This is a genomic window from Streptomyces sp. NPDC046122 (genome assembly GCF_056429965.1).
This window is the reverse complement of sequence record NZ_JBWKLQ010000004.1, coordinates 464,806-488,567: the sequence shown is the minus strand read 5'-3', so window position 1 is coordinate 488,567 and position 23,762 is coordinate 464,806. Positions and strand designations below refer to the sequence as shown.

Here is a 23,762-nt window from a genome sequence, read left to right as displayed (position 1 = left end):
CGCGGGAATGCTGGACGCCGTACGGCGGCGGCTCGCGGAGAGCGGGGCCGAGCCGACACCGGCGCGCGTGGCCGCGGCGCTGCGGGCGCAGGGCCGGCTGCTCGGGGACGCGGAAGTCCTGGGGGCGGCCGAGAAGCTGCGGAGCGAGCTGGTGGGCGCCGGCACACTGGAACCGCTGCTCGCCGACCCCTCGGTGACGGACGTGCTGGTCTCCGCCCCCGACCGCGTCTGGGTGGACCGGGGCAGCGGCCTCGAACTGACCGAGGTCTCCTTCACCGACGCGGCAGCGGTCCGCAGGCTCGCTCAGCGGCTCGCTGCCGCGGCGGGGCGGCGGCTGGACGACGCGCGGCCGTGGGTGGACGCCCGGCTGCCCGACGGGACGCGGATGCATGCGGTGCTGCCGCCGGTCGCCGTCGGCTGCACCTGCCTGTCGCTGCGGGTGGTGCGGCCGAAGGCGTTCTCGCCGGCCGAGCTCGTCGCGGCCGGGACGGTGCCGCCCGGCGGCGACGCGGTGCTGCGGGCGCTCGTCGAAGCCCGGCTGTCGTACCTGGTCAGCGGCGGCACGGGCACGGGGAAGACCACCCTCCTCTCGACCCTCCTGGGGCTCGTCGGCGAGCGCGAGCGCATCGTGATGGCCGAGGACTCGGCGGAGCTGAGACCCGATCACCCGCATGTGGTGCGCCTGGAGTCGCGGCCCGCCAACCAGGAGGGCGCGGGGCAGGTCACGTTGCGGGACCTGGTGCGCCAGGCCCTGCGGATGCGCCCCGACCGGCTGGTGGTCGGGGAGGTGCGCGGGGCCGAGGTGACGGAACTCCTGGCGGCGCTCAACACCGGGCACGAGGGCGGGTGCGGGACCGTACACGCCAACGCGGCGACGGATGTCCCGGCGCGGCTCGAGGCGCTCGGTGCGGCCGCGGGCCTCGACCGGGCGGCGCTGCACAGCCAGTTGGCGGCCGCCCTCGCGGTGGTCGTGCATCTCGCGCGGGACCGGGACGGGTCGCGGCGGGTCGCCGAGATCCATGTGCTGGAGCGGGACCCGGCGGGGCTGGTGGTGACCGCGCCCGCGCTGCGGTGGGGCGCCCGTGCCTTCTCGTACGAACGCGGCTGGCCCCGGCTGCGGGCGCTGATCGGGGGTGCGGTGTGACCGGGGCCGGTGCGGCGCCGGTGTACGCGGCGGTGGTGTGCGCGGGGGTGGCGGCCTGGCTGCTGGCCGGGTGGGACGCGGATTTGCGGCGGGCGCGGCTGATGCTCGCGGGCGGGGGCGTGCAGCCCGGCGGCCCGGCGGCGCTGTGGGAGCGGCTGGCAGCGGCTCTACAGGGGCGGCTGGGGCGCGAGTGGCTCTGCGTGCCGGTCGCGGTGCTGCTGGCCGTACTGGGCGAGTCGGTGCTGCCGTGCGCCGCCGGAGCGGTGGCGGTGCCGCTGGTGAGACGCCGGCTGCGGGCCGTGGAGCGGCGCCGGGAGCGTGAACGGCGCGCGGACGCGGTCGTCGGGCTCTGCGGGGCGGTGGCGGGTGAACTGCGTGCCGGGAGGCAGCCGGGACAGGCACTGTTCGCCGCCGCGGGCACCGGCGGGCTGGGCGCCGCGGAGGCCGAGGTGCTGGCCGCGGCGCGGTTCGGCGGGGACGTGCCGGATGCGTTGCGCCGGGCCGCTCGGGAGCCGGGGGCGGACGGGCTCGCGGGGGTCGCCGCGTGCTGGCGGGTGGCGGTGGACGGCGGCGCCGGTCTCGCGGCGGGACTCGACCGGCTGGAAGGGGCGCTGCGGGCCGAGCGGGACCAGCGGGAGAACCTCCGGGCCCAGCTGGCGGGCTCCTGGGCCACGGTGGCGCTCCTGGCGCTGCTTCCGGTGGCCGGACTGCTGATCGGCAGCGCGCTCGGAGCCGCGCCGCTGCGGGTGCTGCTGCACACGCCGGCCGGGCTCGGGTGCCTGCTGGTCGGCGGATTGCTGGAGGGCGCGGGTCTCTTCTGGGCCCGGCGCATCGTACGGCGGGGGGAGGGCTCATGAGCGCGGAAGTTGTCCACAGGCTGGGGGCGGCGGTGTTCGTCGCGGCCGCGGCGGTGTGGCTGGTCCTCGCGTGGGCGGGGCGACGGCGGGAGAGGCTGCTGCGCGATCGGCTCGCGGCGCTGGTGGCCGTGAACGGTGCGGGAACCACTGGGCCGCGTTTCGGACGCTGGTGGCGGTGGAGGCCCGAGTACGGAGGCCGCGTGCTGCGCTGGGGGCCGCCGCTGGGAGCGGCTGTCACCACGTATGTGCTGCTCGGCGGGCTGCTCGGCGGCGCGCTGGGGGCGGTCGGGGCGTACGCGCTCGCAAGGTGGCAGCGCGGGCGGCCGCAGTGCGACCACCGCCCGGTCGACGCGCGCCAACTGCCGTTGGCTGCGGATCTTCTGGCGGCCTGCATCTCGGCGGGCGCGGGCCCCCGCGAGGCGGCGGAGGCGGTCGGGGACTCGCTCGGCGGCCCCGTGGGTGAGCGGCTGGCCCGTACCGCCGCCGAGCTCCGGCTCGGGGGCGAACCCGCGGACGCGTGGGCCCGGCTGGCAGCGATACCGGGCGCCGGCGGGCTGGCCCGCTGCCTGGAACGGGCGGCAGCCTCCGGGGCTCCGGCGGCCGAACCCGTTACCCGGGTGGCCGAGAGCCTCAGGGCCGAGAGGGCGCGGGATGCGTCTGCCCGGGCCCAGCGGGCGGGCGTGCTGATGGTGGGGCCGGTCGGGCTGTGCTTCCTGCCCGCCTTCCTGGTGGTCGGAGTGGTGCCCGTGGTGATCGGCCTGGCGAGCGGACTGATGAACGGCAACTGACCTTGAACGGCGACTGACCTTGCACGGCAAATGACCGGCAAGTGACCTGAACGGCAAGTGACCTCGGGGGTCGACATGCGGATGTGGAACGTGACGCGGGCGCTGGCGCGGGGCTTCGTGCGGAGGGCCGCAGGCGGCGGGGACGCGGGGATGACGACGTCGGAGTACGCGATGGGCACGATCGCCGCCTGCGGCTTCGCGGCGGTGCTCTACAAGGTGGTGACGAGCGACATGGTCTCGTCGGCGCTGCAAGCGGTCGTGGGGAGGGCGCTCGATGTGCCGTTCTGAGACCGGGGGGCGCGGGGACCGGGGATATGTCACGGCGGAGGCGGCCGTGGTGGTCCCGGCGCTGCTGCTCTTCACCATGGCCCTGGTGTGGGCTCTGATGGCGGTCGCCGCGCAGATCCAGTGTGTGGACGCGGCGGGAACGGGCGCGAGGGCAGCCGCTCGCCAGGAGTCGCGGGAGGAGTCGGTCGCGGCGGCCCGGCAGGCGGCCCCGAGCGGGGCGCGCGTCACGGTGACTCGCGAGGGCGGCCTGGTCCGTGTGGTCGTCGAGGCCCCCGCGCCGGCCCTGAGCGCGTTGCCGCTGATCCTGCGAGCAGAGGCAGTCGCGCGGGCCGAGGAGAGCGTGGAGGTGGCGGCGTGAGCGGGGCGCGGGGCGGCGGGGCCGGTGGCTGCGGTCGCGCCCTTCTGGCTCGCACGGGCGGCGGAGGGGAGGGTCGGCGGGGTGGTCACCGTCGGTGGGCCGAACGGGGGATACCTGCCGACCGGGGGTCGGCGACCGTGTGGGCGTTGGGGGTGGTGGCTGTGCTCGGGGTGGTGTTCGCCGTGGTGCTGGCGATGGGGCAGGCGGTCGTGGCCCGCCATCGGGCCGGGAGCGCCGCGGACCTGGCGGCGCTCGCGGCGGCGGGCGTATGGATGCGGGGTGAGGCCACCGCGTGCGGTGAGGCGGCCCAGGTCGCCGTGGCTCAGGACGCGCGGCTCGTGAGGTGCTCCGTGCGCGGGGAGGTCTCCGACGTGACGGCGGAGGCGGCCGCAGGGCCGTACAGAGTGGCTGTGAGGGCCCGCGCGGGGCCGGCCGGTCCCAGCGGATGACCGCGGCACCCACGGGCTCTGAGCGGCCCCAGGGAGCTTCCCGGGCATCCGAGGCGTCCGGGGCGTCAGGAGGCGTCCGAAGCCTCGGGGGCGTCAGGGCCGCCCGGGGCGTCCGCGCCGCCCGGGCAGTCCGGGGGGTCCGCCGCCGAATCGGCGGGCGCGGTGTCGTCGGACGGTTGGGGGGCACCTCGCAGGAGGACGGTCAGGAGGCGGACGGCGGCGCGCTTGTTCAGCGGGTCGTTGCCGTTGCCGCACTTCGGCGACTGGATGCAGGAGGGGCAGCCGGCCTCGCACTCGCAGGAGGCGATGGCCTCCCGGGTCGCGGTCAGCCACTCCCGGGCCGTGTGGAAGGCCCGCTCCGCGAAACCCGCCCCGCCCGGGTGGCCGTCGTACACGAACACCGTCGGCAGCAGCGTGTCCGGGTGGAGCGGGACCGAGACGCCGCCGATGTCCCAGCGGTCGCAGGTGGCGAAGAGCGGCAGCATGCCGATGGAGGCGTGCTCGGCGGCGTGCAGGGCGCCGCCGAGCTGCTCGGGCCCGACGCGGGCGGCGTCGAGCTGGTCCTCGGTCACCGTCCACCAGACCGCGCGGGTCCGCAGCGTCCGGGGCGGGAGGTCGAGTTTCGTCTCGCCGAGCACCTCGCCGGTGATGAGTTTGCGCCGGAGGAAGGAGACGACCTGGTTGGTGACTTCGACCGAGCCGAAGCACAGGCGGCCCTCTCCCCAGGGGATCTCGGTGTCGGTCTCCAGGACCGAGATGGCGGTGGTGTCGCGGGCGGTCGTGGAGTACGGCGGGTTCGCCTCCTCGACCAGGGCGACGGCGCCGTGCGGGTCCTCGAGGTCCAGGTGCCGGACCAGGTACGTACGTCCCTGGTGGAGGTGGACCGCGCCGTCGTGGACGGAGGCGTGGGCGGCCGATGCGTCGACCGTGCCGAGCAGCCGGCCGGTCTGCGCCTCGACGATCTGGACGGGCCGGCCGCCCTGGCCCCGGATGTCGGCGAGGTCGGCGGCCCGCTCGCGGCGGGTCCAGTACCAGGACCTGCCCCGGCGGCGGAGCAGGTTGGCCGCCTCCAGCTGCGGCATCAGGTCCGCGGCGGCCGGGCCGAAGAGCTCCAGGTCGGCATCGGTCAGCGGGACCTCGGCCGCGGCGGCGCACAGATGGGGGGCCAGCACGTACGGGTTGGCGGGGTCGAGGACGGTTGATTCCACCGGCTGGCGGAACAGGGCCTCGGGATGATGGACGAGATACGTGTCCAGGGGGTCGTCGCGCGCCACGAGCACCGCCAGGGCGCCCTCGCCCGACCGGCCGGCCCGCCCCGCCTGCTGCCACAGCGAGGCGCGGGTGCCGGGGTACCCGGCGATGACGACGGCGTCCAGTCCCGACACGTCGACGCCGAGTTCGAGAGCGGTCGTCGCGGCGAGGCCGAGGAGCTCGCCGGAGTGCAGGGCGCGCTCCAGGGCCCGGCGTTCTTCCGGGAGGTATCCGCCTCGATAGGCGGCGACCCGGGCCGGCAGCGAACGGTCGACGGCGGCCAGCCGTTCCTGGGCGATGAGGGCGATCAGCTCCGCGCCGCGCCGGGAGCGCACGAAGGCGACCGAGCGGACCCCCTGCACGGTCAGGTCGGTGAGAAGGTCGGCGGTCTCCGCCGTGGCGGTCCGTCGTACGGGTGCGCCCTTCTCGCCCTGCAGTTCGGTCAGCGGCGGCTCCCAGAGGGCGAACACCAGTTCCCCGCGCGGAGAGGCGTCGTCCGCCACCTGGCGGACGGGCACGCCGGTCAGGCGGCCCGCGGAAACGGCGGGTTCCGCCGAGGTGGCGGAGGCGAGCAGGAAGACGGGATTCGCCCCGTAGCGGGCGCACAGGCGGCGAAGCCGGCGGATCACCTGGGCGACGTGGGAGCCGAAGACGCCGCGGTAGGTGTGGCACTCGTCGATGACGACGTAGCGCAGGGCGCGCAGGAAGGAGGCCCACCGCGGGTGGGAGGGGAGGATGCCGAGGTGGAGCATGTCCGGGTTGGTGAGGACGTAATTGGCGTACTGACGTACCCATTCGCGTTCCTCCACCGGCGTGTCGCCGTCGTACACCGCCGGCCTGACGGCGTTGCCCAGCGGCGCCGCGAGGGCCTTGACCGCGCGGCGCTGGTCGGCCGCGAGCGCCTTGGTGGGGGCGAGGTACAGGGCCGTCGCACCGCGCCCGTTCGCGGCCTCGGAGCCGTCCAGCAGGGTGGTCAGGACGGGGGCCAGGTAGGCGAGCGACTTCCCGGACGCGGTGCCGGTGGCGATGACGACGGACTCGCCGTCCAGGGCGTGCTCGGCGGCCAGCGCCTGGTGGGTCCAGGGGTGCTCGATCCCGGCGTCCCGGATCGCGGCGATCACTTCCGGGCGGATGCGGTCGGGCCACACTGCATGAGACCCCGCGCGCGGGGGCAGGTGCTCCGTATGAGTGATGCGCGAGGACCGGCTCTCGCCTGCGGTGAGCCGGTCGAGGACCGTGCGGGGAGCGGGGCGCGCGCCCGCGTTCTCCCCGGGTCTGCTGGGACGGTGATTCTTGGCCATCGGCACCGAGTGTGTCACTGGCGTGACGGACAATGGTTCCAAGGCATCGTGCATGCCTGCAGGTAAGTGATTGAATGCCATCGCGGCTGGCGTTCCGTCCTCTGGCTCCGCCGGGGAGACCTCAGGGGGGCGGCCGCTCGATAGCAAGGTGCTGGAGGATCCGTGGACCTGTCCCTGTCGACTCGCAACGTGTCTGGACCTGGTGGCGACCGTACGGTCGTCGAGGTCGGTGGCGAGATTGATGTGTATACCGCGCCGAAGCTGCGCGAGCAGTTGGTCGAGTTGGTGAACGACGGCAGTTACCACCTGGTCGTCGACATGGAGGGCGTGGACTTCCTCGACTCCACCGGACTCGGCGTGCTCGTGGGCGGACTCAAGCGCGTCCGGGCCCATGAGGGCTCGCTGCGACTGGTCTGCAACCAGGAGCGCATTCTCAAGATCTTCCGGATCACGGGACTGACCAAGGTGTTCCCCATTCACACCTCGGTCGACGAAGCCGTCAACGCCACCGACTGACGGCTTCCGGGAGACCGGAAGCAGGAACAGGGGCACCGGGCCGAAAGCCCGGGCCCCTGAGAAGCACGCCCGTACGTCCGAGGGGGACCGCAGATGGCCACCGTTGAACTCCGATTCAGCGCTCAGCCCGAACACGTCAGGACGGCCCGCCTGGTGGCGGCCGCCGTGGCGCGCCGGGCCGGGGTGGACGAGGCGGTGCTGGACGAGGTCCGACTCGCGGTCGGCGAAGCGTGCACCCGTGCGGTGGGACTCCACCGCAGCAACGGCATCTCGGCTCCGGTCCGGGTCGCGCTGACCGAGGAGGAGAAGTCGTTCTCCATCGAGGTCGGCGACGAGGTGCCCGGTTCGGGCGGCGGCGCGGCCGGATCGGTCCCCGGGGTGCGCAGCACCACGGGGCCCGGGGCGGAAGCCGGCGCCGGTCCCGATGCGGACGCCGACGCGGACGGTGAGGACGAGATGGGGCTCGCGGTCATCAGCGGCCTCGTCGACGATGTCGAAGTCGTCACCGGCGTGTCCGGTGGGACCATCCGCATGACCTGGCCGACGACACCGGCGGCCGTTTCCCCCTGACGGCCCGCCGTGTCCGAGCGGACAGATCTTTTACGTGAGACCCTGCTGAGCAGGGTCTTTCGTATTTCCCCGGATCTATTTCGGAGATCGTTGCGAAATCGCGAATGCGTTGGCCCCGTTACGGCGTTCGAGGGGATTGCGGCAACGCGATCATTTGCTGAGAGGCGCGCGAAGGTCAATTGGGTTCGCGGCGCTCTGTTTTGATCAGGTTCCGCTCCCTACAATCCGTCCACATCTTGAGCTCTGAGCGTCAAGGAGGACGAATGGCGGGGCTCTTCACATCGGATCAGCTGGACCATCCCTCTACTCTCGCGGCGGCGGTACTCACCGACGAGAACCGGATCATCGTGATCGTCGTCGCCGTAGTGGCACTGGCGGCACTGGTCGTCGCACAGCTGCTGGTACGTCAGGTACTGGCGGCCGGCGAAGGCACCGACAAGATGAAAGAGATCGCGGCGGCGGTGCAGGAAGGCGCGAATGCCTATCTGGCCCGCCAGTTGCGCACACTCAGCGTATTCGCCGTCGTGGTGTTCTTCCTGCTCATGCTGCTTCCGGCGGACGACTGGTCGCAGCGCATCGGACGTTCCGTGTTCTTCCTGGTCGGCGCTCTCTTCTCGGCGGCGACGGGTTACATGGGCATGCGGCTGGCGGTACGCAGCAATGTGCGCGTGGCGGCCGCCGCGCGTGAGGCCACTCCGGCCGAGGGCGAGCCGGAAAAGGATCTGACGGCCGTCTCGCACAAAGCGATGAAGATCGCTTTCCGTACGGGTGGCGTGGTCGGCATGTTCACCGTGGGCCTCGGCCTGCTCGGCGCCGCCTGCGTCGTCCTCGTCTACGCGGCCGACGCTCCCAAGGTGCTGGAGGGTTTCGGACTCGGCGCCGCGCTCATCGCGATGTTCATGCGAGTGGGCGGCGGCATCTTCACCAAGGCCGCCGACGTGGGCGCCGACCTGGTCGGCAAGGTCGAAAAGGGCATCCCGGAGGACGATCCGCGCAACGCCGCGACCATCGCCGACAACGTGGGCGACAACGTCGGCGACTGCGCGGGCATGGCGGCCGACCTCTTCGAGTCGTACGCCGTGACGCTCGTCGCGGCACTCATCCTCGGCAAGGCCGCCTTCGGCGACGCCGGACTGGCCTTTCCGCTGATCGTTCCGGCGATCGGCGTGGTCACCGCGATGATCGGCATCTTCGCGGTCGCCCCGCGGCGCGCCGACCGCAGCGGAATGACCGCCATCAACCGCGGCTTCTTCATCTCCGCCGCGGTGTCCCTGGTCCTGGTGGCGGTGGCCGTGTTCATCTATCTGCCGTCCTCCTACGCCGATCTGGACGGCGTGACCGACACGGTCGTCCAGGGGCACGGCGGCGACCCGAGGGTGCTGGCGCTCGTCGCCGTCGCCATCGGCATCGTGCTGGCGGCGCTGATCCAGCAGCTGACCGGCTACTTCACCGAGACGACCCGGCGCCCCGTCAGGGACATCGGCAAGTCCTCGCTGACGGGCCCCGCCACCGTCGTCCTGGCCGGCATCGCCATCGGCCTGGAGTCCGCCGTCTACACGGCGCTGCTCATCGGGCTCGGCGTGTACGGCGCGTTCCTGCTCGGGGGTACGTCGGTCATGCTCGCCCTGTTCGCGGTGGCGCTGGCCGGCACCGGCCTGCTCACCACCGTCGGCGTCATCGTCGCGATGGACACCTTCGGCCCCGTCTCGGACAACGCGCAGGGCATCGCAGAGATGTCGGGCGACGTCGAGGGCGCCGGAGCGCAGGTCCTCACCGACCTGGACGCCGTCGGCAACACCACCAAGGCGATCACCAAGGGCATCGCCATCGCCACCGCGGTCCTCGCGGCGGCGGCGCTCTTCGGCTCGTACAAGGACGCCATCGCCACGGCGCGCGACGACGTCGGGGCGAAGGTGAGCGAGCTGGGCCTGCAGATGGACATCTCGCAGCCCAACAACCTCGTCGGCCTGATGCTCGGCGCCGCGGTCGTCTTCCTCTTCTCCGGGCTGGCGATCAGCGCGGTGTCCAGGTCGGCCGGCGCGGTGGTCTTCGAGGTGCGGCGGCAGTTCCGCGAGCATCCGGGGATCATGGACTACACGGAGAAGCCGGAGTACGGCCGGGTGGTCGACATCTGCACCAAGGACGCGCTCCGCGAACTGACCACGCCCGGTCTCCTCGCCGTGCTGACGCCGATCGCGGTCGGCTTCTCGCTCGGTGTCGGCGCGCTCGGCGCGTTCCTCGCGGGCGCCATCGGCACCGGCACGCTGATGGCCGTCTTCCTCGCCAACTCCGGCGGCGCGTGGGACAACGCCAAGAAGCTCGTCGAGGACGGTCATCACGGCGGCAAGGGCAGCGAGGCCCACGCCGCGACCGTCATCGGCGACACGGTCGGCGACCCGTTCAAGGACACCGCGGGCCCCGCCATCAACCCGCTGCTGAAGGTGATGAACCTGGTGGCGCTGCTCATCGCCCCCGCGGTGGTGCAGTTCAGTTACGGCGGCGACGCCAACGCCGGGGTGCGGGCGGCGGTGGCGGCGCTGGCCATCGGCGTCATCGTCGGCGCGGTGTACGTGTCCAAGCGGCGCGGGATCGCCGTGGGGTGACGCGGACGACTCGGCGCCGGCGCCGTGCGGCCGGCCGGAACCGGCAGATCTTCGGGCGCCGGCGAACATCGTGTCGTCGTACACGTAACACCGGTTCAGAAGGCGGGCGGGCGGCGCGTACTGACGCGGCGTCCGCCCGCCGAGCACGGTGTTCAGCGGCGTGTCGTGAGGTGTCTCTCCCTTGGTTCAAATGGCTTCAAAAGCGCATGGACCGGACGTATGACATGCTGATGTCGCCCACTTGGCGTGTATGTTCCGGGGCCGAGAGCCTTGGAAGGGACCAATCCGGTGAACAAGAAGTTTGCGGCCGCACTGTCCGGCGGTGCGGTACTGACAATGGCGCTGTCCGGCTGCAGCAGCGACGACAGCGACGACAAGGTCAACGACTGGGCGAAGACGGTCTGCGACCAGGTGCAGCCCCAGTTGAAGAAGATCTCGGACGCCAACACCTCCATCCAGCGGCAGACGGCGGACAACAGCAAGCCCGCCGACGTCCAGAGCACGGACTCCCGCGCCTTCCAGCAGATCTCCGACGCTTACAAGGCCATGGGCGCGGCCGTGGACAAGGCGGGCGCCCCGCCGGTCGAGGGCGGGGAGACCACTCAGAAGGAAGCGGTCAAGGAGCTCAACGACTCCTCGGCGGCGTACGCCGGCCTCAAGAAGCAGGTCGACGGGCTCGACACCAAGGACCAGGCGAAGTTCGCCGACGGCCTCAAGGGCGTCGCCGACGAGTTGAGCAAGATCAGCAAGAGTGGCGACCAGGCGCTCCAGAAGCTCCAGTCCGGCGAGGTCGGCAAGGCGATGGCCAAGCAGCCCGGGTGCCAGAAGCCGGGCGCGACCTCCGCCTCGCCCGACGCGAAGGCGTAGTCGCCGCCGGGGAGCCATGTCGCCGCTGACGCGGCCCCGTTACGGCGCGAACGGCCCTGCCGCGCGGCCCGGAACCCCGAAGAGGGCCGGGCCGCGCGGCTTTTGTCAGTGGGAGCGGCGACAATGGCCGGGTGAGTACGACCAGCCTCCCCGCGAGCCTCCCCGCGCCCGAAAGCTCCGCCCGACTGCGCGACGCGCTCCTCGCAGCCGACTTCACCGCCGACGGGCTGCTGGAGCTGCTCGGCGCGCCCGCGTACGCCGCGCTCGCCCGCAGCGAGACCGTGCCCGCCCTGCGGGCCACCCGGGGCGGCGGCCCGCTCGAAACGCTCGTACGGCTCTTCCTGCTCCAGCAGGCCGTGCCGGCCGACCGCGCCGGCGCCGTCCTGCCCCTGGAGCAGTGCCTGGCCGACGGCTGGCTGGTGCGCGAGGGGGCGGACGGCGGCGACGGCGTGCCGGGGGGCGTACGGGCCACCGTGGACGTACGCCCGTACGGCGGTGAGGAGGGCCAGGACTGGTTCATCGTCTCCGACCTCGGCCGCGCGGTCGGCGGCGCCGCAGGCGCGGGCACCCGCGACGAGGGCGTCGTCCTCGGAGTCGGCGGCGCGTCCACCACGCTGGCCGGGATCACCGTCCGTACGCCGGTCTCCAGGGCTCTCGACCTCGGCACCGGGTCCGGCATCCAGGCGTTGCACGCGGCGCAGCACGCCGTGCACGTCACCGCCACCGATCTCAACCCGCGCGCCCTGCACTTCACGCGTCTGACGCTCGGTCTCTCCGGGGCGCCCGAGGCGGACCTTCGTGAGGGCTCGCTCTACGAACCGGTCGGCGAGGACACGTACGACCTGATCGTGTCCAATCCGCCGTTCGTCATCTCGCCGGGTGCGCGGCTGACGTATCGCGACGGCGGGATGGGCGGGGACGATCTGTGCCGCACGCTCGTTCAGGCAGCGGGGGAGCGCCTGAACGACGGGGGGTACGCGCAGTTCCTCGCCAACTGGCAGCACGTCGAGGGCGAGGAGTGGCAGGAGCGGCTGCGCTCCTGGGTGCCGCGCGGATGCGACGCCTGGATCGTGCAGCGCGAGGTCCAGGACGTCACGCAGTACGCCGAACTGTGGCTGCGCGACAGCGGCGACCACCGCGCCGACCCCGCGGAGTACGCCGCGCGCTACGACGCCTGGCTCGACGAGTTCGAGGCCCGCAAGACCAAGGGCGTCGGCTTCGGCTGGATCACGCTGCGCAAGTCCGGCGCCGAGGACCCCTCGATCACCGTCGAGGAGTGGCCGCACCCTGTCGAACAGCCGCTCGGCCCGGTCGTACGGGCCCATTTCGAGCGCCAGGACTACCTGCGGGCGCACGACGACGCGGCCCTGCTCGCCGGTCACTTCAAGCTGGCCGACGAGGTCGTGCAGGAGCAGATCGGTCTGCCGGGCGCGGAGGACCCGGAGTACGTGGTGCTGCGCCAGAACCGGGGCATGCGGCGTGCGACGAAGGTCGACACGGTCGGCGCGGGCTTCGCCGGGGTGTCCGACGGATCGCTCAGCGCGGGCCGCATCCTCGACGCCATCGCGCAACTCCTGGGGGAGGACCCGGTGCTGCTGCGGGACCGCACGCCCGAGGCGATCCGGCTGCTGGTCGAGCAGGGCTTTCTGGAGCCGCTGGACTGAGCCGCGGCTCGGGCCCCCAGCGGGGCCGCACACGGACCCGAGCCCGCGCGGCCCTGCCGCCCCCGCCGCGACCTGCCGCCTGCCGCCCGCCCATCGCCCCCAGCCGCCCACGCGCCGTTCACCACCGGTTCGTGTCCTGGCCGCCGGGTGGTGTCCCGGGGCTGCGAGCCTCACCGTCCGGGAGAGCCGGTGGGGCGAGGCGAGGGTGAGGGGTACGGGGATGGAGAGCGGGCCTGCGGTTTTCGCCGGAGCGGCGTTCACGGCGTTCGGAGCCGCGCTCCTGTGGTGGACAGGGGCGCGCGCTCTGCGTCGCGCGCCGGTGGCGCACGGAACGAGCCCCGTGACCTCCTTCGCGCTGGCCACCGCGTTCGGCGCGGCGTTCGTCGTTCTCGGAGTGTGGTGTTTCGGCCGGATCTGATCGGAAGAGATCCACACGGCATCTCCACGAGGTCTTCAGGCAGGTCCCGCGGCGGCGGTCGGGCGGTCCGGGCGGCAGGAATGCCGGGAGTCGGGTTACCGTTCGAGTGGCCGTTGCGGGCTTTTGCCGTTTGACACGGGGACGGGTTGTACCGTCACACTCCGCAGCGTCACGTACGGACCACTGAGTGTCGACCGGAGAGAAGAGCCAAGTTGTCCCCGACCAGCGAGACCGCACACGGCGGCCGCCGACTCGTCATCGTCGAGTCGCCCGCCAAGGCGAAGACGATCAAGGGCTACCTCGGCCCTGGTTATGTCGTCGAGGCGAGCGTCGGGCACATCCGCGACCTCCCGAACGGCGCCGCCGAGGTGCCCGACAAGTACACGGGCGAGGTACGCCGCCTCGGCGTCGACGTACAGAACGACTTCCAGCCGATCTATGTCGTCAATGCCGACAAGAAGTCGCAGGTCAGGAAGTTGAAGGACCTCCTCGCGGAGTCCGACGAACTCTTCCTCGCCACCGATGAGGACCGCGAGGGCGAAGCCATCGCGTGGCACCTCCTGGAAGTGCTGAAGCCCAAGGTCCCGGTCCACCGGATGGTCTTCCACGAGATCACCAAGGACGCGATCCGCGAGGCCGTGTCCAATCCGCGCGACCTCAACAAGCCCATGGTCGACGCCCAGGAGACCCGCCGCATCCTCGACCGTCTCTACGGTTACGAGGTCTCGCCGGTCCTGTGGAAGAAGGTCATGCCCCGGCTCTCCGCCGGACGTGTCCAGTCCGTCGCCACACGGCTCGTCGTCGCCCGGGAACGCGAGCGCATCGCTTTTCGTTCTGCTGAGTACTGGGACCTGACCGGCACGTTCTCCACGGGACGCACCGGTGACGCCTCCGACCCGTCCTCTCTGGTCGCCCGCCTGACGACGGTCGACGGCCGGCGTATCGCCCAGGGGCGCGATTTCAACTCCGTGGGACAACTCAAGAGTGACGTCCTTCACCTCGACGAGGCGAACGCCCGCGCCCTGGCCGACGCCCTCGCCGACTCGCCGTTCGCCGTCCGCTCGGTCGAGTCGAAGCCGTACCGCCGCTCGCCGTATGCGCCCTTCCGTACGACGACCCTTCAGCAGGAGGCCTCGCGCAAGCTCGGCTTCGGTGCGAAGTCGACGATGCAGGTCGCGCAGAAGCTGTACGAGAACGGCTTCATCACCTACATGCGTACGGACTCCACGACGCTGTCCGACACCGCGGTCCAGGCGGCCCGCGCCCAGGTCACGCAGCTGTACGGCGCCGAGTACCTGCCGGACAAGCCCCGCACGTACGCCGGCAAGGTCAAGAACGCGCAGGAGGCGCACGAGGCCATCCGCCCCTCGGGCGACCGCTTCCGCACCCCGGCCGAGACGGGTCTGAGCGGCGACCAGTTCCGCCTGTACGAGCTGATCTGGAAGCGCACCGTCGCCTCCCAGATGAAGGACGCCGTCGGAAACAGCGTGACGGTGAAGATCGGCGGCCGGGCGAGCGACGGCCGGGACGCCGAGTTCTCCGCCTCCGGCAAGACGATCACCTTCCACGGCTTCATGAAGGCGTACGTCGAAGGCGCCGACGACCCCAACGCCGAGCTGGACGACCGGGAGCGCAGGCTCCCGCAGGTCGCCCAGGGCGACGCGCTCACGTCCGAGGAGATCTCGGTCGACGGGCACGCCACCAAGCCCCCGGCCCGTTACACCGAGGCCTCGCTGGTCAAGGAGCTCGAAGAGCGCGAGATCGGCCGCCCGTCGACGTACGCGTCGATCATCGGCACGATCCTCGACCGCGGGTATGTGTTCAAGAAGGGCACGGCGCTCGTGCCGTCCTTCCTGAGCTTCGCCGTGGTCAACCTGCTGGAGAAGCACTTCGGCCGTCTCGTCGACTACGACTTCACGGCCAAGATGGAGGACGACCTCGACCGCATCGCGCGCGGCGAGGCCCAGGCGGTGCCGTGGCTGCGGCGCTTCTACTTCGGTGAGGGCGACGCCGGTGCCGGTGTCGCTCCGGGTGGCGCGGCGGACGCCGGCAACGGCGACGGCGACCACCTCGGCGGTCTCAAGGAGCTCGTCACCGACCTCGGCGCGATCGACGCCCGGGAGATCTCCTCCTTCCCGGTCGGCGAGGGAATCGTGCTGCGGGTGGGCCGCTACGGCCCGTACATCGAGCGCGGCGAGAAGGACGAGGAGAACCACCAGCGCGCCGACGTGCCGGAGGACATGGCGCCGGACGAGCTGACCGTCGAGTACGCCGAGGAGCTGCTGGCCAAGCCGAGCGGCGACTTCGAGCTGGGCACCGACCCGGAGACGGGCCGCCAGATCGTCGCGAAGGACGGCCGGTACGGCCCGTACGTCACGGAGATCCTCCCCGAGGGCACTCCGAAGACCGGCAAGAACGCCGTCAAGCCGCGCACGGCCTCGCTCTTCAAGTCGATGGCCCTGGACACGGTGACACTGGAGGACGCGCTCCGGCTGATGTCGCTGCCGCGCGTCGTCGGCACGGACGCCGAGGGCGTCGAGATCACCGCGCAGAACGGCCGGTACGGCCCGTACCTCAAGAAGGGCACGGACTCGCGCTCCCTGGAGACCGAGGACCAGCTCTTCTCGATCACGCTCGAAGAGGCGCTGGCGATCTACGCCCAGCCCAAGCAGCGGGGCCGGGCGGCCGCCAAGCCGCCGCTCAAGGAGCTCGGCACCGACCCGGTCAGCGAGCGTCCGGTGGTCGTCAAGGACGGGCGCTTCGGGGCATACGTCACCGACGGCGAGACGAACGCGACCTTGCGGACCGACGACAGCGTGGAGGCCATCACCCCGGAGCGGGGTTACGAGCTCCTCGCGGAGAAGCGCGCCAAGGGCCCGGCGAAGAAGAAGACCGCCAAGAAGGCCCCGGCCAAGAAGGCCACGGCGAAGAAGACGGCCGCCAAGAAGACGACCACGGCGAAGACCGCCGCGGCGAAGAAGACGGCGGCCAAGAAGACGACGACGGCCAAGACGACCGCCGCGAAGACCACCGCCGCCAAGAAGACGGCGGCCAAGAAGGCTCCGGCGAAGAAGGCGACGGCCTCCAGCGCCTCGGCGCCGGCTGCCGAGGACTAGGCGGCGGCAGGAACACGCGGCCCCCGGTGCCTCTCGGCGCCGGGGGCGTTCCTGTGCGGGCGTCCGTATGGTCCGTGAGCAGACGTTTGTTCGGGCGGGCCTCCGGTGAGTGCCGGGCTCCGGATAGGCTGGGCGGATGACGCGAGCCGAGCAGCCAACGGTCGTGAGCCCCAGCTCCGACGCACTAGCCGCAGACTCACGCGAGCGAGCCGTACGCAGTCTGCTGCGCCTGCCTCCGCTCAGGCGGTTGTGGAGCGCACAGCTCGTCGGCAACACCGGCGACGCCCTCGCCCTTCTCGTGCTGCTGTTGCTGTCGCTCCAGGCGGCGATCTCGGAAGGGTCGTTCGGCGGTGGTTATCGCGGTGCGGCGTTCGCGGTCGCCGCGGTGTTCGGGGCTCGGATCCTTGCCACCTTCCTCTTCGGAGCCCTGCTTCTGGGCCCGGTCTCCACGCTGACCGGACCGTCGGGCCCCCTCGACCGACGCTGGACGATGATCGGCGCGGACGGGCTGCGGCTCGCCCTCCTCGTCGTCGCCCCGCTGTGGATCGACTGGACCCCCGGCCAGGCCCAGGCCGTACTCCTGAGCACGGTCTTCGTCGCCGGCGTAGCCGAACGGTTCTGGACGGTCGCCAAGGAGGGCGCGGCTCCCGCGCTGCTGCCCCCGCCGCCGCCGGAGGGCGCGACGGTGCGTCCGCTGCCGGACCACCTGGACGCGCTGCGCCGGCTGTCGCTGCGTACGACCTTCGCCGCGCTTCCCGCGGCCGCCGCGGTACTGCTGTCCGCGACGCTGGTCGGCAACCTGCTCGGATCCGGCATCGCCTGGTTCACGCAGCACCAGGCGGCCCTCGGGTCGTACGTCGCCGCGGGCCTGTTCGCCGCCTCCGTGTCCACGCTGTACTTCCTGGAGCTGCCCGACGCGCAGACGCCCCGCGCGCGCTCCCCGCTGGAGGGGCTGCGCCGGCCCAAGACCGGCACGGGCGTCGACACGGGGCGTACCGGCGCGATCCGGCTCATCGTCCTGGCCTGCGCCTCCGTCGCCGGGGCGACCGCCGCCGCGGCAGCGGTCGCCGTACTGCACGCGAAGGACCTCGGCGGCGGCCCCGTCACCTTCGCCCTGCTCTTCCTCGGCCTGACCGGCGGCACCGTGCTCGGCATCCGCAGTGCGCAGAAGGTGCTGCCCACACTGTCGCGGCGGCGTCTGCTCGCGCTCGCGATCGCCGTCACCGGCGTCGCGCTGCTCGCCATGGGCCTTGTGCCCGACACGGCGACCGTACTCATGATCACGCTGCTCGCCGGCTTCTGTGCCGGCGTCGCCGCGAACACCGGCCACACCCTGCTCGACCAGGAGACCGAGGACTTCCGTCGGGCGCGCACCATCGAGCACCTCCAGGCCGTCGCCCGGGTCGCCATCGCGCTCGGCGCGGTCGTGGCCCCGGTGCTCGCCGCCGCGATCGGCCCGCACCGCCTGGCCAACGGCAGCTTCGTCTTCGCCCACGGCGGCGCGGCCTTCACGCTGATGCTCGTCGGCGCGCTGCTGCTGCCGGTGGCCGCGCTCGTGCTCGCCAAGGCGGACGACCGCCAGGGCGTACCGCTGCGCCGCGATCTGCGCGAGGCGCTGCGGGGCGGCGAGCCCGACCAGGCGCCCGCCGCGACCGGGTTCTTCATCGCGATGGAGGGCGGCGACGGAGCGGGCAAGTCCACCCAGGTCGAGGCGCTCGCCGAGTGGATCCGCAACAAGGGCCACGAGGTCGTCGTGACGCGCGAGCCGGGCGCCACGCCGATCGGCAAGCGCCTGCGTTCGATCCTGCTGGACGTGTCGAGCGCGGGGCTGTCGAACCGCGCCGAGGCGCTGCTGTACGCCGCCGACCGCGCGGAGCACGTCGACTCCGTCGTGCGTCCGGCGCTGGAGCGCGGCGCCGTCGTCATCACGGACCGGTACGTCGACTCCTCCGTGGCGTACCAGGGAGCGGGCCGCGACCTCTCGCCGACCGAGATCGCCCGTATCTCGCGGTGGGCGACGGACGGGCTCGTACCGCATCTGACGGTACTGCTCGACGTGTCGCCGGAAACCGCGCGCGAACGGTTCACGGAGGCCCCGGACCGGCTGGAGTCGGAGCCGCCGGAGTTCCACACGCGCGTGCGGCACGGTTTCCTGACGCTGGCCGCCGCCGATCCGGGGCGTTACCTGGTCGTCGACGCCGGGCAGGACCCGGAAGCGGTCACCACGGTCGTACGCCACCGGCTGGACCGGATGCTGCCCCTGTCCGACGCCGAGATCAAGGCGCGGGAAGAGGCGCGGAAGGCCGCCGAGGAGGAGGCGCGGCGCAAGGCCGAGGAGGAAGCGGCGCGCAAGGCGGAGGAGGAGCGGCTGGAGCGCGAGCGGCAGGAACAGCTCGCGAAGCTCCGGGCCGAGGAGGAGGAGCGCAAGCGCCGCGAGATCGAAGAGGCGCGGCAGCGCGAGGCCGAACGGCAGGCGGAGGAGGCCCGGCGCCGGGCCGAGGAGGCGCGCCGGCTGGCCGAGGAGGAGCGGCTGCGCCGCGAGGCCGAGGAGAAGGCGCGGGCCGCCGAGCAGGAACGGCTGCGCAGGCAGGCCGCCGAGGAGGCCCGGCTGCGGGCGGAGGCGGAGGAACGCCGCCGCGAGAAGCAGCGCAGGGCGGAGCAGGCGCTGCTGCGGGCGGAGGAGGCGCGTCGGCTCGCGGAGTCGGCGGCGGCGGCTTCCGCGGCCGCGGCGGAGGCGGAGCGCGCGGCACGGCCGCAGGCGCCCGAGTCGCCCGCTCAGTCGCCTTCCGTGTCGCCGTTCCCACCCGCGTCGCCGTCCCCGTCCCCGTCCGCGTCGCCGTCCCCGTCCGCGCCGCCCGCCCCGTCCCCGTCGCCGTCCGCGTCGCCCTCCCCGTCGCAGTCGGCGGCCCCGTCGGATGCCGAGCTGACCGTGCCCACGCCGGTCGTGCGCCCGGACGAGGTGACGCAGGCGGTGGAGCGGCCGCGCGTCGACATGCGCAAGGAGGAGCCGCGTCGGGCGTCCGCGGAGTACGCGACCGACGACACGGCCGTGCTGCGGCCGGTGCGGGACGCGGCGCCCGCAGAGGAGACCGCCGTACTGCCGTCCGTACGGGAGGAGCCGTCGGACCGGGTGCCTCCGGGTTTCTTCCGCGACGAGCGGGCCACGGCCGGCGACGACGCGGGTGACGCCGGCAACGACCGCACGCGGGAAATGCCGTGGCTGGATCCGGAAGCGGCGCATCCGACCGCGGGTCAGAACGCGCGCGCGGCGCGCCGGCGCTCCGACTGGGCGGAGGAGACCCCGCTCGACGACCTGCCCTCGCTGGCGGACGAGCTGCTCGGCGGCCGGGACGCGGACGAGGACGACGGCGGCCGGCGGGGGCGGGGCGGCCGCAGGTAGGCGGTCGTGCCGAGCCGGGCATGCCCCGGCTCGGCACGGTGTCGCCGTCACGCCGGCGCGACCCCGGTTCGCGGCACGCGTGCGGCCCCCGGCCCGGACATCCGGGGCGGCCGGGGCTCGGCGGGCGTCGATGTCAGTGGGGTCGACCACAATGGGGGTCGTCGGAGTTCGAGAACGTGAGTACGCAGGCAGCGGCGCAAGGGCGCGGCGGAGGCGGTAGCACCATGGCCGTATGGGACGACCTGGTCGGGCAGGGGCGGGTTCAGGCGCAGTTGGCCGCCGCCGCGCGGGACGCAGACGGCCTCGTCACCGCTGTCGCGGACCGGTCGGGGGCCACCCCCGCCCCCGCCGCCTCCAGGATGACGCACGCCTGGCTGTTCACGGGGCCCCCGGGCTCCGGGCGGTCCACCGCCGCCCGCGCGTTCGCCGCGGCTCTGCAGTGCGTCGGCCCGGACCGTGCGCTGGGCGGCGAGCCGGGCTGCGGATTCTGCGACGGTTGCCACACGACTCTGGTCGGCACGCACGCCGACGTGGAGATCGTCCGCACCGACCAGCTGTCCATCGGCGTGAAGGACACCCGGGAGCTCGTCCGGCGGGCCCAGCTGTCGCCGGCGGGCGGCCGCTGGCAGGTCATCGTCCTTGAGGACGCCGACCGGCTCACCGAAGGCGCCGGGAACGTGCTGCTCAAAGCCATCGAGGAGCCCGCTCCCCGTACGGTCTGGCTGCTCTGCGCGCCGTCCTTGGAGGACGTCCTTCCGACCATTCGGTCCCGCTGCCGTCACCTCACCCTGAGCACGCCGTCCGTCGACGCCGTCGCGGACGTGCTCGTACGGCGTGACGGGATCGACCCCGCGACCGCCGCGACCGCCGCCCGCGCCACCCAGGGCCACATCGGGCGGGCCCGCCGGCTGGCCACCGACGAGCGCGCGCGGGCGAGGCGGGCCGTCGTCCTCAAGGTCCCGTTGCGCGTCGCCGACATCGGCGGCTGCCTCAAGGCGGCGCAGGAGCTGGTCGACGCGGCGGGTGAGGACGCCAAGCAGGTCGCGGAGGAGATGGACGTCAAGGAGACGGACGACCTGAAGGCGGCGCTCGGCGCGGCGTCGGGCGGCCGTATGCCGCGCGGCACGGCGGGCGCGATGAAGGAGCTGGCCGACCGCCAGAAGCGCCGCTCGACCCGTACGCAGCGCGACAGCCTCGACCTGGCGCTCAGCGACCTCACCGGGTTCTACCGCGATGTGCTCGCGCTCCAGCTCGGCTCACGGGTCGCCCTGGCGAACGAGGACGTACGGGACTCCCTGGACCGTATCGCGCAGAGTTCGACGCCCGAGCGCACCCTGCGCCGGATAGAGGCGATCATCGCCTGCCGCCAGGCCCTGGACCGCAACGTCGCGCCGCTGCTCGCGGTGGAGGCCATGACGGTGGCCCTGCGCGCCGGCTGACCCGGCCGCGGGGCCCTGCGCGCGCTGCGCCCATCCGCCCGCCCGGCCGACCGGCGCGTCCGTACCGCTGGTGTCCGCGAGGCGCGCGGGTCCGTACCGTTTGTGTCCGCGAGGCGCGCGGGTCCGCACCGCTTGTCTCCGCGATGCCCGCCAGGCCCGTGCACCCGCCGCGGTTCGCCCCCGGGCGTCCCCGTGCGGCGCGCGGTACGCCGCCCCGGTTGACCGGATCACTCGTACGAGCCGTCGAGCGCACAATCCGTCACCTCCGCACTACGCTCCGAGGATGGACACCAGGCATCTGATCCGGATCTCTGCCACAGCCCTCGCGACAGCCGGGCTGCTCATCTCCGGCTGTTCGTCGGGGGGTTCCTCTCCGAGTGCCTCGGCGTCCGCGCCGCCGGCGGCGGTCCCGGCCGCTCTGAAGACGTACTACGCGCAGAAGCCGGCCTGGCGCGAGTGCGGTGTCTCCGGTTTCCAGTGCGCCACGCTGAAGGCCCCGCTCGACTACGCGGAGCCGGAGCGGGCCGACATCAACCTGGCCGTGTCCCGGAAGAAGGCCACCGGCCCCGGGAAGCGCCTCGGCTCCCTGCTGGTCAATCCGGGCGGCCCGGGCGGCTCGGCGGTCGGCTACCTCCAGGCGTACGCCGCGATCGGATATCCCGCGCAGGTCCGCGCGCGGTACGACATGGTGGCCGTCGACCCGCGCGGCGTGGCCCGCAGCGAACCCGTGGAGTGCCTGACGGGCCAGGAGATGGACGCGTACACGCAGGTGGACCAGACCCCCGACGACCGTCGGGAGACCGGCGCGCTGGTCACGTCGTACCAGAGCTTCGCCGCCGGCTGCCAGAAGCGCTCGGCCGCGCTTCTCCCGCACGTCTCCACCGTCGAGACGGCCCGCGACATGGACATCCTCCGCGCGGTCCTGGGCGACCGGAGACTGAACTACGTCGGGGCGTCGTACGGGACCTTCCTCGGCGCGACGTACGCCGAACTCTTCCCCGCCCGCGTCGGCCGGCTCGTGCTCGACGGCGCGATGGACCCGTCGCTGTCCGCCCGCGACATGAGCCGTGACCAGACGGCCGGCTTCGAGACCGCGTTCCGCTCGTTCGCCGCAGACTGCGTCCGGCGCAAGGACTGCCCGCTGGGCACCGGAACGCCGGCCGAGGCCGGCAAGCGCCTGAAGGGCTTCTTCGCCAAGCTCGACGCGAAGCCCGTACGCACCGGCCAGAGCCGCCCGCTCGGCGAGTCCCTCGCGACCACGGGCGTGATCGCCGCGATGTACGACGAGTCCGCCTGGGCGGAGCTGCGCACCGCCCTCACCCGTGCGTCGGGCGGCGACGGCGCGGCACTGCTCGCCCTGGCCGACAGCTACTACGAGCGCGCCGACGACGGCAGCTACCAGAACCTCATGTACGCCAACGCCGCCGTGAACTGCCTGGACCTCCCCCCGGCCTTCACCGGCCCCGACGACGTACGCTCCGCCCTCCCCACCTTCGAGAAGGCGTCCCCGGTCTTCGGCAGGGGCCTCGCCTGGGCGTCCCTGAACTGCGGCTACTGGCCGACGAAGGCGACCGGTACCCCGCACCGCATCGCGGCGAAGGGCGCCGCGCCGATCGTCGTGGTCGGCACCACCCGCGACCCGGCGACCCCCTACAAGTGGGCCCGCTCCCTGGCCGGCCAGCTGGCCTCCGGCACCCTGCTGACGTACGAGGGCGACGGCCACACGGCGTACGGCCGGGGCAGCGACTGCGTGGACACCGCGATCAACACCTACCTCCTGGAGGGCACGCCCCCGAAGAACGGCAAGAAGTGCTCCTGACCCGGCTCGACCTGGCTCTGACCTGCGCGGATGTGTGCCGCGCTGGGCTGTGCGGAGCACCCCTGGAAACTGTGTAGACTTGTGCCCGCTGCTGATCGCACCATGGTGTCGGCAGCGGCGCCGCCTTAGCTCAGTTGGCCAGAGCAACGCACTCGTAATGCGTAGGTCTCGGGTTCGAATCCCGAAGGCGGCTCTGTGGAAGCCTCAGGACTCACTCGCCGTGACCTGGGGCTTTTGCTTTTCCCGGCGATGGCGGGCTCGGGGGCGGGCGCGTCAGGGGGCGGGGACCGTCGTCGAGGATGCCGGTCTAAGGGGTGACGGTCCAGTGCGGCCAGCGTCACCTCGACCGCCCAGTCCTGCTCCGCGCCGCGGCGGGAGAGCAGCAGGGCGCCGGGGGACTCTCACGGGTGCTGCGGATCGGCTGGTCCGCTCACCCTCCAGACGGCGCAGACGCGGTGGGAGGCACCGATCCCGACGGTGCTGATGTGCAGTCCCCAGTGAACTGGCGGCATGGTGCTTCCCCTGCTTCCTGGGCGGCATCCTCCTGGGCGGCGCCGCTCAGCCGCACGACCGCCGTCCCCGTGTTCTCTCCTCGCAGCATCCCCAGGAACGCGTTGACGGCCTGTTCGAAGCCGTGGGAGACACTGAGGCGGTCGGTGATCCGACCCCCCCGCCACCGGCGGCAGGGCCAGCAGTCGTGATGCCCCAGCTGAAACCCATCGCTCGGGTGGCGAGCCTGATCAGGTCGCCGGGGCGCAGCCGGCCGGCGGCTACCGGGGAGGGCCCGCGGCTTGCTCATTTCTGGATCCCCCCACGTTTTGCTGGGCCTGCTTACCGGGCCTGCGTACTGGACCTGCCTGTTCCGGCCCGCGAAATGAATCATGCGTCCTGCTTGGGGGCGGTGAAAGGGAAAC

17 protein-coding genes and 1 tRNA gene are annotated in these 23,762 nt (G+C 72.9%); 17 read left to right on the top strand and 1 reads right to left on the bottom strand.

From position 1 onward, the window contains the following. The first annotated feature begins 7 nt into the window (after positions 1-7). The 6 genes from AC07FK_RS15385 (at position 8) to AC07FK_RS15360 (ending at position 3,884) form a co-directional block, all read left to right on the top strand. Complete coding sequence (locus tag AC07FK_RS15385; RefSeq protein ID WP_479105471.1) at positions 8-1,144, top strand: TadA family conjugal transfer-associated ATPase; 1,137 nt, start codon at positions 8-10, stop codon at positions 1,142-1,144. After that, positions 1,141-2,001 (top strand): type II secretion system F family protein, encoded by an 861-nt coding sequence (locus AC07FK_RS15380; RefSeq protein ID WP_479105360.1) that lies wholly within the window; start codon positions 1,141-1,143, stop codon positions 1,999-2,001. The genes AC07FK_RS15385 and AC07FK_RS15380 overlap by 4 nt, the downstream gene beginning before the upstream one ends. Beyond that, a complete protein-coding gene (locus AC07FK_RS15375) occupies positions 1,998-2,789 on the top strand; it encodes a type II secretion system F family protein (RefSeq protein WP_479105359.1) in 792 nt (263 codons plus the stop codon). The genes AC07FK_RS15380 and AC07FK_RS15375 overlap by 4 nt, the downstream gene beginning before the upstream one ends. Before the next feature lie 81 nt (positions 2,790-2,870). Next, a complete protein-coding gene (locus AC07FK_RS15370) occupies positions 2,871-3,077 on the top strand; it encodes a DUF4244 domain-containing protein (RefSeq protein ID WP_479105470.1) in 207 nt (68 codons plus the stop codon). After that, positions 3,064-3,435, top strand: a complete 372-nt coding sequence (locus AC07FK_RS15365) for a TadE family type IV pilus minor pilin (RefSeq protein WP_479105358.1) — start codon at positions 3,064-3,066, stop codon at positions 3,433-3,435. Before AC07FK_RS15370 ends, AC07FK_RS15365 begins: the two co-directional genes overlap by 14 nt. Positions 3,436-3,572: 137 nt before the next feature. Further along, entirely contained in the window at positions 3,573-3,884 is a 312-nt protein-coding gene (locus AC07FK_RS15360) for an Rv3654c family TadE-like protein (protein ID WP_479105357.1), read from the top strand. A gap of 65 nt (positions 3,885-3,949) precedes the next feature. Here the strand turns inward: AC07FK_RS15360 and AC07FK_RS15355 are convergent, their stop codons facing one another. Beyond that, positions 3,950-6,517 (bottom strand): DEAD/DEAH box helicase, encoded by a 2,568-nt coding sequence (locus AC07FK_RS15355; RefSeq protein ID WP_479105356.1) that lies wholly within the window; start codon positions 6,515-6,517, stop codon positions 3,950-3,952. Positions 6,518-6,598: 81 nt separating this feature from the next. Between AC07FK_RS15355 and AC07FK_RS15350 the strand changes: the two genes are divergently transcribed. The 11 genes from AC07FK_RS15350 (at position 6,599) to AC07FK_RS15300 (ending at position 23,041) form a co-directional block, all read left to right on the top strand. Beyond that, on the top strand, positions 6,599-6,952 hold the full coding sequence (locus tag AC07FK_RS15350; protein WP_028810414.1) for an STAS domain-containing protein: 354 nt from the start codon (positions 6,599-6,601) through the stop codon (positions 6,950-6,952). A 93-nt stretch (positions 6,953-7,045) separates the two neighbouring features. Continuing rightward, entirely contained in the window at positions 7,046-7,522 is a 477-nt protein-coding gene (locus AC07FK_RS15345) for an ATP-binding protein (protein ID WP_479105355.1), read from the top strand. 263 nt (positions 7,523-7,785) lie between these two features. Continuing rightward, the gene (locus AC07FK_RS15340) at positions 7,786-10,125 is read left to right on the top strand and encodes a sodium-translocating pyrophosphatase (RefSeq protein ID WP_479105354.1); all 2,340 of its coding nucleotides are present in this window, start codon (positions 7,786-7,788) and stop codon (positions 10,123-10,125) included. Positions 10,126-10,413: 288 nt separating this feature from the next. Further along, positions 10,414-10,992, top strand: a complete 579-nt coding sequence (locus tag AC07FK_RS15335; RefSeq protein WP_479105353.1) for a small secreted protein — start codon at positions 10,414-10,416, stop codon at positions 10,990-10,992. A gap of 131 nt (positions 10,993-11,123) precedes the next feature. Continuing rightward, a complete protein-coding gene (locus tag AC07FK_RS15330) occupies positions 11,124-12,656 on the top strand; it encodes a DUF7059 domain-containing protein (protein WP_479105352.1) in 1,533 nt (510 codons plus the stop codon). 220 nt (positions 12,657-12,876) lie between these two features. Next, entirely contained in the window at positions 12,877-13,074 is a 198-nt protein-coding gene (locus tag AC07FK_RS15325; RefSeq protein ID WP_479105351.1) for a hypothetical protein, read from the top strand. A 212-nt stretch (positions 13,075-13,286) separates the two neighbouring features. Then, entirely contained in the window at positions 13,287-16,190 is a 2,904-nt protein-coding gene (gene topA / locus AC07FK_RS15320; protein WP_479105350.1) for a type I DNA topoisomerase, read from the top strand. A gap of 136 nt (positions 16,191-16,326) precedes the next feature. After that, a complete protein-coding gene (tmk, locus tag AC07FK_RS15315; RefSeq protein WP_479105349.1) occupies positions 16,327-19,590 on the top strand; it encodes a dTMP kinase in 3,264 nt (1,087 codons plus the stop codon). A gap of 224 nt (positions 19,591-19,814) precedes the next feature. Further along, positions 19,815-21,029, top strand: a complete 1,215-nt coding sequence (locus tag AC07FK_RS15310) for a DNA polymerase III subunit delta' (RefSeq protein WP_479105348.1) — start codon at positions 19,815-19,817, stop codon at positions 21,027-21,029. A gap of 283 nt (positions 21,030-21,312) precedes the next feature. Next, on the top strand, positions 21,313-22,848 hold the full coding sequence (locus tag AC07FK_RS15305; RefSeq protein WP_479105347.1) for an alpha/beta hydrolase: 1,536 nt from the start codon (positions 21,313-21,315) through the stop codon (positions 22,846-22,848). A 119-nt stretch (positions 22,849-22,967) separates the two neighbouring features. Beyond that, positions 22,968-23,041, top strand: a tRNA-Thr gene (locus AC07FK_RS15300). Positions 23,042-23,762: the final 721 nt, after the last annotated feature.

Bases quoted from the DNA above. Each gene is read 5' to 3' on its own strand.
- AC07FK_RS15385 (WP_479105471.1), top strand. From the start codon at position 8: ATGCTGGACGCCGTACGGCGGCGGCTCGCGGAGAGCGGGGCCGAGCCG.
- AC07FK_RS15375 (WP_479105359.1), top strand. From the start codon at position 1,998: ATGAGCGCGGAAGTTGTCCACAGGCTGGGGGCGGCGGTGTTCGTCGCG.
- AC07FK_RS15370 (WP_479105470.1), top strand. From the start codon at position 2,871: ATGTGGAACGTGACGCGGGCGCTGGCGCGGGGCTTCGTGCGGAGGGCC.
- AC07FK_RS15365 (WP_479105358.1), top strand. From the start codon at position 3,064: ATGTGCCGTTCTGAGACCGGGGGGCGCGGGGACCGGGGATATGTCACG.
- AC07FK_RS15355 (WP_479105356.1), bottom strand. From the start codon at position 6,517: ATGGCATTCAATCACTTACCTGCAGGCATGCACGATGCCTTGGAACCA.
- AC07FK_RS15345 (WP_479105355.1), top strand. From the start codon at position 7,046: ATGGCCACCGTTGAACTCCGATTCAGCGCTCAGCCCGAACACGTCAGG.
- AC07FK_RS15340 (WP_479105354.1), top strand. From the start codon at position 7,786: ATGGCGGGGCTCTTCACATCGGATCAGCTGGACCATCCCTCTACTCTC.
- AC07FK_RS15325 (WP_479105351.1), top strand. From the start codon at position 12,877: ATGGAGAGCGGGCCTGCGGTTTTCGCCGGAGCGGCGTTCACGGCGTTC.
- tmk (WP_479105349.1), top strand. From the start codon at position 16,327: ATGACGCGAGCCGAGCAGCCAACGGTCGTGAGCCCCAGCTCCGACGCA.
- AC07FK_RS15310 (WP_479105348.1), top strand. From the start codon at position 19,815: ATGGCCGTATGGGACGACCTGGTCGGGCAGGGGCGGGTTCAGGCGCAG.
- AC07FK_RS15305 (WP_479105347.1), top strand. From the start codon at position 21,313: ATGGACACCAGGCATCTGATCCGGATCTCTGCCACAGCCCTCGCGACA.